At 62.1% G+C, this 16,035-nt stretch carries 13 protein-coding genes and 1 riboswitch; of the genes, 1 reads left to right on the forward strand and 12 read right to left on the reverse strand.

Annotated elements, in window-relative coordinates:
- Positions 1-2: 2 nt before the first annotated feature.
- From MMB48_RS06585 to MMB48_RS06635, 11 genes are all read right to left on the reverse strand, one after another.
- Positions 3-827: a dihydroorotate dehydrogenase electron transfer subunit gene (locus MMB48_RS06585; RefSeq protein WP_012577769.1), complete on the reverse strand. Its 825-nt coding sequence runs from the start codon at positions 825-827 to the stop codon at positions 3-5.
- Positions 828-962: 135 nt separating this feature from the next.
- Complete coding sequence (gene pyrF, locus MMB48_RS06590; RefSeq protein ID WP_032743744.1) at positions 963-1,916, reverse strand: orotidine-5'-phosphate decarboxylase; 954 nt, start codon at positions 1,914-1,916, stop codon at positions 963-965.
- Positions 1,917-1,933: 17 nt separating this feature from the next.
- The gene (locus MMB48_RS06595; protein ID WP_032743743.1) at positions 1,934-3,430 is read right to left on the reverse strand and encodes a dihydroorotase; all 1,497 of its coding nucleotides are present in this window, start codon (positions 3,428-3,430) and stop codon (positions 1,934-1,936) included.
- A complete protein-coding gene (locus tag MMB48_RS06600; protein WP_013140697.1) occupies positions 3,427-3,846 on the reverse strand; it encodes an aspartate carbamoyltransferase regulatory subunit in 420 nt (139 codons plus the stop codon). Before MMB48_RS06600 ends, MMB48_RS06595 begins: the two co-directional genes overlap by 4 nt.
- The gene (gene pyrB, locus MMB48_RS06605; RefSeq protein ID WP_007058624.1) at positions 3,846-4,808 is read right to left on the reverse strand and encodes an aspartate carbamoyltransferase; all 963 of its coding nucleotides are present in this window, start codon (positions 4,806-4,808) and stop codon (positions 3,846-3,848) included. Before pyrB ends, MMB48_RS06600 begins: the two co-directional genes overlap by 1 nt.
- 330 nt (positions 4,809-5,138) lie before the next feature.
- Entirely contained in the window at positions 5,139-8,369 is a 3,231-nt protein-coding gene (locus tag MMB48_RS06610; protein ID WP_032743742.1) for a bifunctional [glutamine synthetase] adenylyltransferase/[glutamine synthetase]-adenylyl-L-tyrosine phosphorylase, read from the reverse strand.
- A 56-nt stretch (positions 8,370-8,425) separates the two neighbouring features.
- On the reverse strand, positions 8,426-9,379 hold the full coding sequence (gene bsh, locus MMB48_RS06615) for a choloylglycine hydrolase (protein ID WP_032743741.1): 954 nt from the start codon (positions 9,377-9,379) through the stop codon (positions 8,426-8,428).
- A 133-nt stretch (positions 9,380-9,512) separates the two neighbouring features.
- Positions 9,513-10,367 (reverse strand): methylenetetrahydrofolate reductase [NAD(P)H], encoded by an 855-nt coding sequence (metF, locus tag MMB48_RS06620; RefSeq protein WP_032743740.1) that lies wholly within the window; start codon positions 10,365-10,367, stop codon positions 9,513-9,515.
- Between the two features lie 59 nt (positions 10,368-10,426).
- Positions 10,427-12,730 (reverse strand): 5-methyltetrahydropteroyltriglutamate--homocysteine S-methyltransferase, encoded by a 2,304-nt coding sequence (gene metE, locus MMB48_RS06625; RefSeq protein WP_032743739.1) that lies wholly within the window; start codon positions 12,728-12,730, stop codon positions 10,427-10,429.
- A gap of 161 nt (positions 12,731-12,891) precedes the next feature.
- Positions 12,892-13,449: a SixA phosphatase family protein gene (locus MMB48_RS06630; protein WP_032743738.1), complete on the reverse strand. Its 558-nt coding sequence runs from the start codon at positions 13,447-13,449 to the stop codon at positions 12,892-12,894.
- Positions 13,450-13,546: 97 nt separating this feature from the next.
- Positions 13,547-14,617, reverse strand: coding sequence for a tRNA (adenine-N1)-methyltransferase (locus MMB48_RS06635; RefSeq protein WP_032743737.1), 1,071 nt, complete (start codon positions 14,615-14,617; stop codon positions 13,547-13,549).
- Positions 14,618-14,699: 82 nt separating this feature from the next.
- Between MMB48_RS06635 and MMB48_RS06640 the strand changes: the two genes are divergently transcribed.
- Positions 14,700-15,332, forward strand: a complete 633-nt coding sequence (locus MMB48_RS06640; RefSeq protein ID WP_032743736.1) for an alpha/beta hydrolase — start codon at positions 14,700-14,702, stop codon at positions 15,330-15,332.
- Between the two features lie 125 nt (positions 15,333-15,457).
- On the opposite strand, the gene MMB48_RS06645 is transcribed toward MMB48_RS06640, so the two are convergent.
- Complete coding sequence (locus MMB48_RS06645; protein ID WP_050496217.1) at positions 15,458-15,838, reverse strand: hypothetical protein; 381 nt, start codon at positions 15,836-15,838, stop codon at positions 15,458-15,460.
- A riboswitch (TPP riboswitch) is annotated at positions 15,829-15,960 on the reverse strand. Its footprint overlaps the gene before it by 10 nt.
- Between the last annotated feature and the right edge of the window lie 75 nt (positions 15,961-16,035).

Below are 16,035 nucleotides of genomic sequence, written 5' to 3' on the forward strand. Positions count from 1 at the left end.
CGTCACTCCCCCCATCCGAGCTGTTCGCGGGTGAACACGGGTCCGTCGGAGCAGACCTTGAGGCGGCCGTCCATGGTGTCGATGGTGCACAGCACGCAGGTGCCGTAGCCGCAGCCCATGCGCTGTTCCATGCTCAGTTGCGCGGGGATGCCGCGTTCGGCGGCCCAGGCGGCCACGGCCTTCATCATAGGCAGCGGCCCGCAGGACAGAATGATCGGCTTGCGATCGTAGGCCTTCAGGTCGTCGCCTTGTTCCAGTTTGTTGAGCAGGTCGACCACGTTGCCTTCGGCGTCGTCGATGCTCCACGACCAGTCCGCGTACCGGGAGACGTATTCCTCGGCGAAGTGGTCGTTGCGGTAGCCGAATACGGCGGTGGCAAAGGAGGCGTCGTGTTCGGCGAGCTTTTGCGCGGCGTAGATTAGCGGGGGCACGCCGAGTCCGCCGCCGACGAGAATGTAGTTAGCATCTTTCTTGAGGTTGAAGCCGCGGCCGAGCGGGCCGAGCACGTCGACGGTGTCGCCGTCTTGCAGTCCTGCCAACTGTTCGGTGCCGTGGCCCACGACGGCGAAGATCACGCTGACTTCGTCGCCGTCGACTTCGCTGACGCCGAACGGACGCGGCATGAGCATGAAGTCGTCGTGCGTGAACAGGTTGACGAACTGGGCGGGCTTGGCGTGGGAGGCGATGAACGGGTCGTGGAACGTCAGTCGCATCACGCGGTCGGTCAGTTCCGTAACCTGCGTGATTTCGACGTTGTGGCGCGGCGGGAAGAATCCGGCCGCAGTCGCCTCCGCAACCACATCATGGGTGGGGGTGAAAGTTGTCATTTCATTCCTATTCAGCACATCAAGCTCCCCTTATCAGGGAAGCTGTCAACCGCAGGTTGACTGAGGGGGAGTTAAACACACTCGGCTCCGGTTTCCAGCCCACACTCACGTATAGCCCACAGCCGGACAATCTACCTACCTATATACGGCAACCCGCAGATTATCGCGCATGTCGAGCGCCGCCTGGCGCGCGCTGCTCGCCACAAGGTCCAGCGCCTCGTCGGCGGTCATGGATTCGGAGTACTTGCCGCTCTTCTTCCATGCGCCGATGATGCCGCGCGACGAGTTGACGATGGCGCCGCTGCCCTGCTTGTCGAACATGCCTGCCACGTCCGCGGCCGTGCCGCCCTGCGCACCGTAGCCCGGCACGAGGAAGAACGTGTGCGGCATACGTTCACGCAACGCCTTGCCTTCCTCGGGGTGGGTGGCACCGACCACCGCGCCCACGCGGGAGTAGCCGTGGCTGCCGATGGTCTCGGCACCCCATCCTTCCACGAGATCGGCCACGTGCTCGTAGACCTTCGTGCCGTCGGCCAGGTCGAGCATCTGCAGTTCGCTGGAGGACGGGTTGGAGGTGCGCACGAGCACGAAGATGTCCTTGTCGGCTTCGGCGGCGGCCTCGACGAACGGGGTGATGCCGTCGGTGCCGAGGTACGGGTTGACGGTCACCGCATCCTCATGCCACGGGTCGAAGTCGCCTACGCCGTTCAGGTGGTGGGCGTAGGCGGTTGCGGTGGAGCCGATGTCGCCGCGTTTGATGTCGCCGAGCACGTAGAGGCCCTGCTGGGCCGCGTATTCGCAGGTCATCGTGTAGATGTCCACGCCGGCGGGGCCGAGCGCCTCGTACATGGCGATCTGCGGTTTGACGGCAGGCACGATGTCAGCGATGGCGTCGATGATCGTGCGGTTGTATTCGAAGTAGGCGATGGCCAGCTGCGCGGATTCGATTTCCTCCGGGGATTCGACCGAGTCACGCACCTCGTCGGCAAAGCTCGCCACGACCTGCGGCGGTACCAACGCCTCGGTGGGGTCGAGGCCCACGACGCTGGGGTTCTGAGTGTTGTCAATCGCTTCGATCAGGCGATCCATGCTGCTCCTTATGTTATCTACAGACGGCTGAACATCAGCTGGGAGCCGATGATTGTGGCGAGGGGGCGTCCGGTGACCTGCCAGCCGCCGAACGGGGTGTTACGAGCCTTGGAGTGGAACTGTTCGGGGTCCACGGTCCATTCCTCAGCGGTGTTGAGCACCACGAGGTCGACATTGTCGGCGTCATCCACACGGCTCAGGTCGAGCAGTCGGTTGACGCCTTCACGCTGCGGCTGAGTGTCGCTCTCCCCCGCAATCACGCCATCCGGATCATCCCCGGTGGGCGCGGGTTCGGCGTAGTCCTCGACCAGCGCGGCCACGTCGGTTGGCACATGCCCCATGAGTTCGGCAGGCCCCACGGACATGAGCCCGATCAGACGCTCATCGGAAATGAAGCCGCCGTCGACGAGCACCTTGTGGCACACGCCATACGCGCATTCCAGTCCGATGATGCCGTTGGGCGCCTCAAGGAAGCCGAGTTCCTTCTCTGCCAACGTGTGCGGCGCATGGTCGGTGGCCAGCAGATCCACGGTGCCGTCGGCGATGGCCGCGATGGTGGCTTTGCGGTCCGCTTCGGAGCGCAGCGGCGGATTCATCTTGGCGAGCGTGCCGTACTTGAGCAGCGCCTCGTCGCTCAACGCCAGATAGTGCGGCGCGGTCTCGCAGGTGATTGGCAATCCTTCGGCCTTGGCCTTGCGAATCGCCTCGAACGAGATGGCAGTGCTCACATGCTGGAAGTGTACGTGGACACCAGTGCGGCGGGCCGCTTCTATATCGCGGGCCACGATCTTGAGCTCGGTGTCTTCCGGAATGCCGGGCACGCCAAGTTCGCGCGAGACCGGGCCTTCGTTCACGGCACCTGTATCGTGATGCTCGCAATGCTCGATCAGGTACAGGTCGGAGGCCTTGACGTTCTCCAGCACCTGGTCCAGGATCTCCGGCGTCACAGCGGAACCGTCGTCGCTAATTGCGGTGATGGGGTGCGTGAGCATGGCCGGCGTCTTGGCGTCGTCCTCGAATCCGGGCACGTACCTGAGCCAGTCGGCAACGTCGCTTGCCTCATGACCGGCGCGATCCTTGGACGCGCACACGCACAGATCGTAACGAACCGACAATTGAACATCGTGCGCAGTATCGTACTGCTGCAGGAAGTCGATGACGTTGTCGAAGCCGGCATCCAGAACCTCTTTCGCACCGGCCGCTTCCAGGTCAGACACGGTCTGCCCATCCAGTGCCGGCAACGTGTTCGGCATGATGAGCACATTCGTGTATCCGCCGGATGCGGACGCGCGGCAGCCGGAGACCATAGATTCCTTGTAGGTCTGGCCGGGATCGCGGAAGTGGACGTGCGGGTCTTCGAAACCGGGGGCCACGGTCAGTCCGGTGGCGTCGATATCGGCACCGTCAGCCACGGCGGAGGTGTCGGCGAAGTAGGCGGCAGCGGTCTTGGGCACCACGAGGTCGATGACCTCGCCGGTGTTCCAGACCTTGATGTTGCGTAGGGTGATGCTCACAGTTTGGCTTCCTCATCGCAGTAGTCGCAGCGGTATTCGAGCCGTTCGGAGTGCACGAGGTGGAACATCTGCTTGATGCCGGGCTCGGTGGTGGTCACGCAGCGCGGGTTCACGCAGGAGATCACGCCGACGATGTGCTCGGGCAGGTTCGGCTGCTTCTTTTCGACGATCTTGCCGCCGCGCACCACGTCCACGGTGGCCTGGCGGGCCACGAAGCCGAGCACGTCGAGATCGATGTCCTTGTCATCCTCGATTTTGATGATGTCCTTGGAGCCGTAACGCTTGGAGTTGGCGTTCATGATGAGCGCAAGCTTGGTTTTGGCCGGGTCGATCTTCAGGTATTCGAGAACCTTCAGCGAGGTTCCGGCCGGCACATGGTCGATGATGATGCCGTTCTGAATGCTGGTGACTTCCATCAGGCCTGAACCTCCTTGGGGTTGAGCGGTTCGTATCCGGGCAGTTCGTCGCCCACCACGGTGCTTTCGAGGGCCATGCGCACGAGCATGCCGTTCTTGACCTGTTCGAAGTAGGCGGCACGCGGGTCGTCGTCCACGTCCACGGCGATTTCGTTGACGCGCGGCAGCGGGTGAAGCACGGCCATGGACGGCTTGGCGAGCTGCAGCTTCTCTTCGTCGAGAATGTAGGTGTCGCGCAGGCGCAGGTAGTCGTCTTCGTTGAAGAAGCGTTCCTTCTGCACGCGGGTCATGTACAGCACGTCGAGGTCGCCGATCACGGAGGCCAGGTCGCGCACTTCCACGTAGGAGCAGTTGTCGGTGGCGTTGATGCGGTCGATTACGTACTGCGGGGTCTTGAGCTCGTCCGGGCTGATAAGCACGAAGCGCACGTTGCCGAAGCGGCACAGGGTCTCGATCAGGGAGTGCACAGTGCGGCCGAAGGTCAAATCGCCGCACAGTCCCACGGTCAGGTCGGTGATGCGGCCGAAGCGCGACTGCAGCGTGGCCAGGTCGGCCAGCGTCTGCGTGGGATGCATGTGGCCGCCGTCGCCGGCGTTGATCACCGGCACGGATGCGGCGCGGGAGGCCACCAGCGCGGCACCCTCCTTCGGGTGACGGATGGCGACCACGTCCACGTAGTTGGACACGGTCTTCAACGTGTCGGCGATGGATTCGCCCTTGGTCACGGAGGCCAGCTGCGCGCCGGCGAATCCGATGACCTTGCCGCCGAGACGCAGCATTGCGGTCTCAAAGCTCAGGCGCGTACGGGTGGAGGGCTCGTAGAACAGCGTGGCCAGCACTCGCCCATCGCAGGTATGGGCAACCTCTTTGCGGTGGGAATCGATGTATTCGGCCTTATGCAGTAGGTCGAGAATCTGGTTTGTAGACAGGCCGTCCAGCGTTACGACGCTTTTGCCGACCATTGGCGTTTCTTCAGACAAGGCTCACCTTTTCGCTCGTGGTTTTCAGGTGGCCACCCTTGTGTGACCTAATATAACTTACGCCATTTTTCGGACAGCCGCATTCACCGAGTGTTCACCTGAAAATCCAACGAATATGCTGTGTCTGTATAGCTGATATCTGCTTTGGAACGCCAGAGCTCATTCATTAGGTCGATTTGACGTTCATTAGGTCACTGCACCCTCGTATCTGTTGTTGGAATGCCGCCATTCCAACAAGGTATGCGGCGGCGGACCGACCTAATGAACGATGAATCGACCTAATGAACGTAGTGAACGCAATACAAGAAAGGTCTATCGCTGCGCGCGGCGTCGGTTCCGCTCCAGTCGCGGTGCGATCACGTGCATACGCGGTCGAGGCGCGGTTTGCGGCTGCTGCGTTGCGGCGGAGGCCGTGGCGGTGGTTGCCGCAGTCGCCTCGTCTTCGGCCTGCCCGTAGAACAGGCGCTGGCATACGTCACGGCATTTGCGCATCACGGCCAGCAGGTCGTTCTCGAAATGCTGGCCGCGGTGGGCGCCGTAGCCGAGGTAGACGGCGATGCCGCCCAGCGAATAGATGTCATCAGGCAGAATATCGGCCTGGTTGGCGCGCCCGCTCCACAGATAGTTGCCGTTGCGGGCCGCGGTGCACAACGTCCATGCCTTGCGCAGCTGAATCGCATCGATAGCGCTGATGAGCTTCTTGGCCTCCAGCACGTCCAATGCCTCCAATGTGCCGTTGACGCGCAGATCTTTGATATCGCCGGCGTGCTGGAGCTGCATGAGTTGCACGGTCCATTCCACGTCAGACAGACCGCCCTTGCCGAGCTTCAGATGACGTTCTCGACGCACGCCGCGCGGCAGACGCTCGGCCTCCATACGGGCCTTGAGCTTGCGGATGTTCTGCAATTCGGCCTCGGTCAGCTCCGTGGTCGGGTAGCGCAACGGGTCGGCGATGTTGATCAGGAAGTCCCGCGCCAGTTCGGCGTCGCCGGCCGCGTACCGGGCGCGCAGCAGCGCCTGGCGCTCCCAGGTCGAGGCCCAGGATTCGTAGTATTCCTCGCAGGAGGCGTAGGAGCGCACGAGCGGGCCGTTCTTGCCTTCCGGGCGCAGGTCCAGGTCGAGTTCGATCTTGGGTTCCAACGTCGTCGGGCCTTGCAGGATGTTGCGCAGGTCTTCCACGACCTTCTTGGCGAAGGCGTTGGCCTGGCCGTCATCGGCGTCGTCGGCCGGACGGTAGATGAGAATGGCATCCGCATCGGAGCTGAAGTTCACTTCGCGCCCGCCGTAACGGCCCATGGCGATGACGGTGATACCGGCCGGCGCGGTTTCGACGCCAAACGCGGCAATCTGGTGGCGCACGGCCCAAGTCAGAGAGACGTCGATGATCGCGTCATACACGTCGGTCATGGCCTTGAGGCTGTCGGAGTCGCTGATCACACCGCTCATCCAAGACAGGCCGATGCGTTCGATTTCGTGGCGGCGCATGGCGCGCATGGAGTTGGCGAACTCGTTGATGTTCGAGCCGAAACGTTCCAGCGCCGAGCCGGTCTGCACATCCAATGCCTCGCGCGTGCGGGCCTGCAGATTGCCGTCATCACCGAGCCAGCTGATCGATTCGACCGACTTGTTGAGCGCGTCGCCCAGGAATCGCGAGTTGGACAGGATGTGGCACAGACGCTGGGCGGCAGAAGTGGAGTCACGCAAGAAGCCGAGGTAGCCGGATTCGGTGCCGAAGTTCTCCTCCAGCTTGCGCCAGTTGAGCAGGCCCATGTCCGGGTTCTGGCCCTCGCCCAGCCACTGCAAGACGGCGGGCAGGATGATGCGGTTGATTTTGGCCGCGCGTCCCACGCCGGCAGTGAGCGCCTGCACGTGGCGGATGGCGGCGTCCGGGTCGCCGAAGCCGATGGATTCGAATCGTTCCTGTGCTGCCTCGACGCTCAGCACGATCTGGTCGTTCTCCATCTGGGCGTTGACCGGCAGCATCGGGCGATAGTAGATGTCAAGGTGCAGGTGGCGCACTTCGCGACGGGTGTCGTCATATTTGTCGACGAGTTCTTCCGGGTGCAGGCCGAACGCGCGGGCGAGGCGACGCAGCTCCTGGTTCTGGTTGAGCTCGTCCACGTCGATGTCGCGCTTCTTTTCGAGGCCTCCGACCGAGGCTCGGCCGAGGTCCGGGAACAGGTGCGTGCGCTTCAGGGACCAGATCTGCTGGCGATGCTCCATCACGCGCTCAAAGCGGTAGTCCTGGGACATGCGCACGGCCTGTTTGCGCGAGACATAGCCGCCTTCGGACAGGCGCTGCAGCGAGTCGAGCGTGTTGCTGGTGCGCAGCGATTCGTCGGTGCGGCCGTGTACGAGCTGGAGCATCTGCACGGTGAATTCCACATCGCGCAGGCCGCCGCGGCCGAGCTTGATTTCGCGGTCCTTCAGGGGCGCGGGAATCAGATCCTCCACGCGCTTGCGCATCTTCTGGCAGTCGTAGACGAAGTTCTTACGCTTGGACGCGCTCCACACGAACGGCCGGGTCATGTCCATGTAGGCCTGGCCGAGGTCGGGGTCGCCAGCCACCGGGCGGGCCTTGAGCAACGCCTGGAACTCCCAGTTCTCGGCCCACTGCTCGTAGTAGTTCTTGTGCGAGGAGAGCACGCGCACCAGCGCGCCGTCCTTGCCTTCCGGGCGCAGGCCGCCGTCGATCTGCCACAGCGGCTGCTCGGCCACGCCCATGATGGCGGACTGGCAGACACGCTGCAGCATGGTGCCCATCTTGGTGCTTACGCGGATCAGCGTCTGATGGTCCACGTCCTTGTCGGCCGGTTCGACCACGTAGATGAGGTCCACGTCGGAGACGTAGTTCAGTTCCTGTGCGCCGAGTTTGCCCATGCCGATGATGGTGAAGCACACGTGCTCGCTGCCCTCGATTTCGTGGCGGGCGATGGCCAGCGCGCCTTCAAGCGCCGCGTCCGCGAGGTCGGACAATTCGCTGCTGATGGTCGGTTGGATGCGAATCGGATCCTCCGCCATGACGTCCTGCGCGATGATGGCGGCCAGCTGCCGGCGATAACCGGCACGCAGCGCCGTGGCCGCTTCCGCCAGATCCTTGGAGGCGACGGGCATGGCCTGATCGTCGGGATCGGCGCCGACCGCCATGAGCAGACGGGCTCGACGCTGTGCGCGGTTGAACAGGTGGCTGTCGGCGCTGCCGACGGACGCGGCTTCGACGAGTTCCGGCCTGAAACGCATGAACTTGCCCATCGCGTCGGAGGCGCCGAGCACGGTGATCAGACGTCGGAGGGCACCGGCGTCGGGAATGACCCGATCCAGATCCCGCCGACTGGACTGCATCGCGTTGACGATATCCACGAAATTGCCCAGCGCCACGTCGGGGTCGCACGCATGGGCCAACACGCCCAGCAATTCGGCGCATCGTCCATCGGCGATGGCGTCGGCCTTGAGCTGGCCGAACAGGGCGCGAGCCCTGTCGAGGTCTTGCAGACCTGCCCTGATGAGGTCCATGGAGCTGGGTTTGAACATCGACGATTCCATAAGATTCCACTATATACGCTCATGTCCTTCCGAATGGGGCATGAGCCGGGAAGGAGTCATCGGGCGACGCTGATGAGCTCCGAGGAATCCATATCGTAATCGGCCATGGCGTAGGAACGGATGGCGGGATCATCATAGGTGTTCATGTAATAGGTGTTGGTCTTGGACGAGTATCCGCTGGTGAACAGCGTGCGTTCGAACTGGCCGTTGCCCATCTTCGCCATGCCGTCCACCATCTGCACGGAGCCGAGGGTGTGGAACAGGCGCGACACATTGGCGGCTTCATCGTTCTGCTGCGGGTAATGCGCGTTGGTGTAGGCCACACGAACGAAGCGGGACGGGGAGCTCACGTCGCCCGGGATGCCATGCATGCCCACACCCGCACCCCAGGCGGTCAAGGAGGCCTTGCCCCATGAAGTCGGTTCGGCCATCTCGTTGCTGACGCACATGTAGTTGCGCAGATTCTCCATATGGAAGTCGAACGTCGGCTGATTGGTCAGCACATCGACGTCGTCATGATGCACGTGCATGCCATCGGCCATCTGCTCGACGACGATGCTGCGCTTGCCGTCGCCGATGAACCAGTGCAGCAGCGACTCCTGCTGTCCCGGCACGATCTGGGAGACGAGCGTCACGTTCCTGAGCGCCTCCTCGACCTCGTCGACGGAGTCGAAATTACGCGCCACCCACAGCGGAAATTCGAACGTGGCGACGTTCTCCGTGCCTTCGACCGGTTCGTGGACGAACGAGGCGTAACCAGGGAAATTCAAGCCGGCGATGGCCAGACCATGTTCGTTGGCGCAGTCGAAATACATCGGCCTATCGGCCATGACCACGCCCACGCCGATCACCGCGTTCGGCTTCGCCTTGCCGCTCGCACCGAACACCGTGTCATAGTGGTAGCCGCGCGGAGTGACCAGGATGGTCTCCCCATATGAGAAACTCCAGTCGAGATTACGGCCGAAATAGGTGTTGCCCTCATCATCGGAGAAACGGACACCAGTGCACATAACGGACTTCCTTCCATCGCTTTGGTTGGCTCGCACGTTCATGATACCCATCGGCCGCTGGGTGAACTCTGGGTTTCGCCAGCAGGTTAACGTGCGGCGCGACACATTGAGACGCGCCGCGCCGCGATATGCGTCAACCTTGCGTACCGAGGAACAACGGTTCCACGTTGCGCCAGATACGGCGCGTGGTGGCGGGGTGGTTCATCGAATACAGGTGGACGCCGTCCACGCCGTGGGCCACGAGGTCGGCGATCTGCTCGGAAGCGTAGAGGATGCCGGCGGTACGCAGCGATTGAATGTCATCCTCCCACCTGTTCAGCAGTGCATCGAGTTTGTCGGGAATGCGCGAGGCGTTGCGTTCGGCCATGCGCCGCACCGACTTGGCGCCGCGCACCGGCATGATGCCCGCTTCGATCGGCACGGTGATGCCGGCGGCGCGAGCCTTGTCCAGGAAGCGGTAGAAATCCTCGTTGTCATAGAACAATTGCGAGATCAGACGGGTGACGCCGGCATCGACCTTGATCTTCAGGTTCTCGATGTCCTGATCCAACGATCCGGACTGGTAATGGCCTTCTGGATAGCATGCGCCGAACACCGTGAAATCCGGTTTCATGGATCTGATGTAGGACACGAGATCGCTGGCGTGGTTGAAATCGCCGACCAAACGTTCGCCATCGATGTAGTCGCCTCGCAAGGCGAGCACCGCGCTCACACCGGCCTGCTCGAACATGTCGAGGGCCTCGTCGATTTTCGCCTTGTCGGAGTACAACGCGGTCAGGTGCGCGACTGCGGGAATGCCGTACTCCTTGCTGATCGTGTGGGCGATGCGCGCGGTGGCGGTGCGGTCCGAATGGGTGCCGTGGCCGTAGGTCACGGAAATGAAGTCGGGGTTCAGCCCCTCCAGACCGTCAAGGGTGTCATAGATGGTGTCCACGGGAGCGTTGCGTTTCGGGTGAAAGACCTCAAGGCTGAACATCGGGGAATGCATGCTGATTTCCTTACATAAACCCGAGCTCCCTCATCTGGAAGGGAGCTCGGTGATTTCCGCTACTTGTCGAGCTTGGCGCGCACGGCCTTGGCGGCGGCGACCAGATGTTCAAGGCTCGGCCAGGTCTCGTCGTTACCTCGGGTCTTCAGACCGCAGTCGGGGTTGATCCACACCTTCTTTACGTCGATCTTGTCCAGGATCTCGTAGATGCGATCCTCGATCTCCTTCTCGGAGGGGATACGCGGGGAATGGATGTCGTACACGCCCGGACCGGCTTCGGTCTCGAACCGCGCGTCGTGGATGGCGTCAAGCACCACGAGATCGCCGCGGGACGCCTCGAAGGAGATCACGTCGGCATCCATCGCATCGATGTCGCGGATGATGTCGTTGAACTCGGAATAGCACATGTGCGTGTGGATCTGGGTGGTCGGCTTGACGGCGGAATGCACCAGACGGAAGGCCGGGATGGCCCAGTCGAGGTACTTGGCGTGCCAGTCGGACTTGCGCAACGGCAGCTTCTCGCGCAGGGCGGCCTCATCGATCTGGATGATCTTGATGCCGGCGGCCTCAAGATCGAGGACTTCGTCGCGGATGGCGAGGGCGAGCTGCTTGGTCTGTTCCTCATGGGTGATGTCCTCACGCGGCCAGGACCAGTTGAGGATGGTCACCGGTCCGGTGAGCATGCCCTTCATCACATGGTCGGTCTTGGACTGGGCATACGCGGACCATTCCACGGTGATCGGGTTGGCGCGGGAGACATCGCCCCACACGATCGGGGGCTTGACGCAACGAGTGCCATAGGACTGGACCCAGGCGTTCTTGGTGAACAGGAAGCCGTTGAGATTCTGGCCGAAGTACTCGACCATGTCGTTACGCTCGAATTCGCCATGGACCAGCACATCGAGGCCGATCTCCTCCTGTTTGCGGATGACGGCGTCGATCTGCGATGCGATGAACTCGTCATAGGCCTCCTTGGTTACTTCGCCCTTGCGCAGCTTGGCGCGCTCGGCGCGAATCTCCTTGGTCTGGGGGAAGGAGCCGATGGTGGTGGTCGGCAGCAGCGGCAGCCCGAGGGCCTCGCGCTGCAGGGACTGGCGCTCTTCGCGGGCCGGCTGACGCACGTAGTCGGCACCGGACAGCTTGCCGATGCGTTCGGCGACGGCCGGATCGGCGGCCACTCGGGTGCCGTCGAACAACGCCTGATTGGCGGCGAGGGCCGCGGACGACTTCTTCTCATCCTCGGTGGCGTCGGTCAGGGCCGCGATCTCCTTGAGCTCGCCGAGCTTTTGGACCGCGAATGCGAAGTGCTTGAGGTCTTCGGCCGGGATGCCGGTCTCCCCTTCGGTGCTGAACGGCACATGCAGCAGGGAGGACGCGGTGGAGACGGCCACATCGGCGGTGACCTGCTTCAGAGCATCGACCAAGCCGAGGGAGGTGGCGTAGTTGTTGCGCCAGATGTTGCGGCCGTTGATCACGCCGGCGAAGATGGTGGTGCCGGCGGCCACGCCGTACTTGGCGACGGCTTCGAGGTTCTCCTCGCGACCTTCGTTGAGATCCAGCCCGATGCCGTCGAAACCGAACAGGTTGACGGTCTCATACACGTCGGCGATGTGGCCGAAGTAGGTGTTGAGCAGCACCTTCACATTGCCCTTGGCGGGCAGGATCTTGGTGTAGAGGGCCTTGAAGAGCTCGACATCGCCCGGCTCCTTGTCGAGCACGAGGTACGGCTCGTCAAGCTGAACCCACGCGGCGCCAAGATCGTTGAACCTGGCGAGTACCTCGGCGTAGACGGCGGCCACCGCGTTGACCAGTCCTTTGTCGATCTCCAGTTCGGCGGCTTCCGGAGTACGCGCGAGCTTGAGGAAGGTGTACGGTCCGATGAACACGGGCTTGGTTTCGACGCCCAGGGACTTGGCCTCGTTGAATTCATCGAACGGTTTGGTGGAATTGAGCTTGATTTCGGCGGACGGTTCGACCTCGGGCACCAGATAGTGGTAGTTGGTGGTGAACCACTTCTTCATCGGCAGTGCGGTTACATCACCCTTGTCGCCCTGGTAGCCGCGCGCCATGGCGAAGAGCGTATCCTCCTGATCGTCGAAGGCGAGACGCTGGTAACGCTGCGGAATCACGTTGAGCAGGATGGCGGTGTCCAGCATCTGATCGTAGTAGCTGAAGTCGTTGCTGGCGATGAGATCGATGCCGGCGGCCTGCTGCAGCTTCCAATGCTTGGCGCGCAGTTCGGCGGCGGTGGCCTTGACGGCGGCAAGGTCGTTGGCACCCTTCCAGTAACCTTCGATGATCTTCTTCAGTTCACGGTTCTGCCCGATGCGGGGGAAGCCGGAGACGGAAGTCAGAGTGGACATGAATCCTCCAAATTGTGTGCGTTCGTAACCCGATTCAGGGTAGCAAACATTCGGATTCCGGCCCCTATAAATAGCCGCAGAGTGTCGCTATCAACGGAATTTATACCCTGACGATCCCCTCCCGGCAGCCCCCAGGTCGCACGCGGTCACGGAGGGTCGATTCAGTCAAAATCCTTCACATTGATGACGGCAAGCAATTCGCCGCTATGAACCTGCCATTCGTCGAACGGTTTGTCCAACCCCATGATCACGACGGATGCGGGCGAAAGTCCCAGATTGAGCAGATCAAGCCGTTCGGCATCGGAGTCGGGCGAGGCGAGCCATTGGGCGCTGATCGATACCGTCGGCTCATGACCCACGATCATGAACACGCGGTTCTTGGCCTTGACGTGGGCGAGCTCGTCGAACACCGCCTGCACTCCCCCGTCATACAGACTAATGCGGTAGTCGACGATCGGCTTGTCGCCAAAGGTCTTGAGCATGCGGTCCAGTGTCTGGCGCGTGCGGGTAACGGACGAGCAGGAGATTTGATCGGGCACCAATCCCAGCGACTCGATACCCTTGCCCACGACCTTCGCCTGTTTCAGACCTTTGTCGGTGAGCTCGCGTTCCGAGTCGCCCTTGTCGCCGAACGGCTCGGCCTTGGCGTGCCTCATGATGATGAGGATATGGTCGTATTTCTTCGCTGCTTTGGCGACTTTGCTCAGCTTGATGCCCATCCGTGGCTCCCTTCACGAACCGCCTGCCCGGTGTGTCGGTGTGGTGTTGCTTCCAGTATAGAGGTGTGTGAGCGTTCACAAACTCATCGTTTGGCGGTTATTCGTGCGTGTTGCCAAGTTCTCCCACCTGACGGTCGAGGTCACGCAACACCTTACGTAGTTTGTGGTCGGAGATGTCGCGCAGTTCCAGTTCCTCGATCTGCGCCTCACGCTGTTCGTCGGTGAGCGAGTCGATGTCGGTCTGTGTGTCCTTGGTCACGCGATCGCGCTTTCTGAGCGCCTCGAACCCGGAGGCCATGGCGCGCGAGATAACAAGGAAACCGGTATGGCCGATCATCTGGTGGTCGGGGCGTACGGCGAGGCCTTGGGCCTTCCATGTGCGTTCGAACGATTCCTGGATCTGCGGCTCGGTCCAGCAGCCGGCCGCGCGCAGGGCTTCGGCCAGTCGGCTCATCTGCGTGGTGGTAGTTACGTAACTGACCAACACGCCGCCGGGGGCAATCACGCGGTATGCCTGGTCGAGCCTGTTCCACGGGTCGAGCATGTCGAGCATGATGCGGTCGAACCAGTGTTCGGGCAGTTCGGCGGCCACGGAGTCGAAGTCGCCGGTTTTGAGATCCCACCAGCTGGGGGCTTCACCGTAATACAGCGTGGCGTTGGCCTGAGCCACTTTGGCGAATTCGGGGCGCAGCTCGATCGTGGTCAGATGGCCGCGCTCGCCCACGGCGTCCAGCAGATTCACGCTCATCGCGCCCGAGCCGGCACCGGACTCAAGCACGCGCATGCCGGAGCGGATGTCGCCGAGCTGAATGACCTGGGCGATGTCCTTCGGATACATGATCTGCGCGCCGCGCGGCATCGAAAGCACATAATCGGCCAGTCGCGGGCGCATCACCGCATACTCCCAGCCGCCGATGGCGCGCGACGATTTCCACGGCTTGTTCTTGTCTTTCTCGGGATAAACCTGATTGACCTGTGCCTCACGCTTGGCGTGCACGGTGAGGATGACGGTGCCTTCGGTCTTGCCGATCACATCGTCATGCAGAATCAGGCCATGCTCGGTCTGCGTGGAGCCGCCAGCCACAAGCTGATCGGTGATCTTCTTGCCCTTGCGGTCGGTGAACTGCACCTTCTCGCCTGCGGTGAGAGGCCCGCGCCTCGGCTCCATAACTTGCTCCTTGCGTGCTCGGTGGGTCAATCGCTACAAGTCTAATGCATGTAAGCTCGTTGGTGAGGTGATGACGATGCAAATGCAGATGACAAGCCAGATCGATGCCGGCGGCAATGACCCCATTTTCCTGATGTTCCACGGTTACGGCAACGACGAAAGCGAGATGGTGCGGATTCTCGACGCCGTATATGCGCCGATGCGAGCCGATGCGGCCCCGTCCGCAATTGCCGCCGTACCCAGCTATATCTCGTTCCGTGCCACCTACGCAAGGCCCTATATGGGCGGCAATTACTGGTATCCCGACGGCTGCGGCGTGGACGAGCGCCAACGCGAATGCGCGGCGGTCGGGGATGCGGTGGCTTCACTGCTGGATGCCTCGGCATTCGCCCATCGCAGGAAGATATTGATCGGTTTCTCCCAAGGCGGTTATCTGTCGTATCGCCTGGTCAAGGTGCATCCGACGTTGTTCAATGCCGCGATCCTGCTCAGTCCTTCGTTCATGGGCGAGGAACAGGCGGCGCTTGACTCCACTACCCGATTCTTCCTGGCGTATGGCGCGCAGGACCGCACGATTCCGCTGCCCGACCAGCAAACGGCCCATCAGGTCCTTGAACGGGCCGGGCATCTGACCTATCGCGAGTATTCCGGCATGGCCCATGCCATCTGTGATGAGGAAATCGCCGATATCCGGCATTTCCTACGTGCCGTATGATGCCGGAATAGCTTCAATATGGAATATCTCCGTTCAAAGAGGTACCGGTCCAAGTAGAAGCGGCTCAACAATGGCGGAATGGCGTTGGCCATGCCCATTCATCGCGCGATGGTTCTGCGATCAGCTCAATTCCCCTGCCGGCTGATGCCGCCCTTATGACCGGTGGCCTTGAATGGCGTGGCGCGTGCCGTCACCTTCGGCCCCGGCAGATTCGTGCTGGTATTGGATCGACCGCGGAGCCCGACAGCCGGCTGGGACTCGGAGCGTCGACCAGTACCCGTGATGTTGGTATGCCGTTTGCCGTCATGTGCCTGTTTCCCACCAGCACCTTCAGCCTCGTCAATATCAATACCCCTGGCGCGCAAAGCACGCGCCCACCGCTCATCCATCGTGCGCCTCACACGTCCCATTCGGGTTTCCACGTGTACTGTATATCGCAGGCGCTGGGCGAACGGCGGCAGGTGGTTCAGGGTGATCGGGCCGAATGCGACGGCGTCAAAAGACATCGTTTGCCCCCTTCGATGGTGTTGGCCAACAGGTTCCAAGGGTCAGGCACAGCGCCTTTCTCAACCCGTTCGCCGCCACGATGGCCGGCAGCTTGCGTTCACGGGTTCCCCTGCAATGTGCCTCATTATGGCAACACGAACCGACAGGTGCCGGCTGCGCCTAGGATGGGAAATGATTGCTGCACGCCGAAAAGGGG

Source organism: Bifidobacterium sp. FKU, from assembly GCF_026016385.1.
Taxonomy (GTDB): domain Bacteria; phylum Actinomycetota; class Actinomycetes; order Actinomycetales; family Bifidobacteriaceae; genus Bifidobacterium; species Bifidobacterium infantis.

Coding starts and splice junctions, on each gene's coding strand:
- MMB48_RS06585 (WP_012577769.1), bottom strand. CDS start 827: ATGACAACTTTCACCCCCACCCATGATGTGGTTGCGGAGGCGACTGCG.
- pyrF (WP_032743744.1), bottom strand. CDS start 1,916: ATGGATCGCCTGATCGAAGCGATTGACAACACTCAGAACCCCAGCGTC.
- MMB48_RS06600 (WP_013140697.1), bottom strand. CDS start 3,846: ATGGAAGTCACCAGCATTCAGAACGGCATCATCATCGACCATGTGCCG.
- pyrB (WP_007058624.1), bottom strand. CDS start 4,808: ATGGTCGGCAAAAGCGTCGTAACGCTGGACGGCCTGTCTACAAACCAG.
- MMB48_RS06610 (WP_032743742.1), bottom strand. CDS start 8,369: ATGGAATCGTCGATGTTCAAACCCAGCTCCATGGACCTCATCAGGGCA.
- bsh (WP_032743741.1), bottom strand. CDS start 9,379: ATGTGCACTGGTGTCCGTTTCTCCGATGATGAGGGCAACACCTATTTC.
- metF (WP_032743740.1), bottom strand. CDS start 10,367: ATGCATTCCCCGATGTTCAGCCTTGAGGTCTTTCACCCGAAACGCAAC.
- metE (WP_032743739.1), bottom strand. CDS start 12,730: ATGTCCACTCTGACTTCCGTCTCCGGCTTCCCCCGCATCGGGCAGAAC.
- MMB48_RS06630 (WP_032743738.1), bottom strand. CDS start 13,449: ATGGGCATCAAGCTGAGCAAAGTCGCCAAAGCAGCGAAGAAATACGAC.
- MMB48_RS06635 (WP_032743737.1), bottom strand. CDS start 14,617: ATGGAGCCGAGGCGCGGGCCTCTCACCGCAGGCGAGAAGGTGCAGTTC.
- MMB48_RS06640 (WP_032743736.1), top strand. CDS start 14,700: ATGCAGATGACAAGCCAGATCGATGCCGGCGGCAATGACCCCATTTTC.
- MMB48_RS06645 (WP_050496217.1), bottom strand. CDS start 15,838: ATGTCTTTTGACGCCGTCGCATTCGGCCCGATCACCCTGAACCACCTG.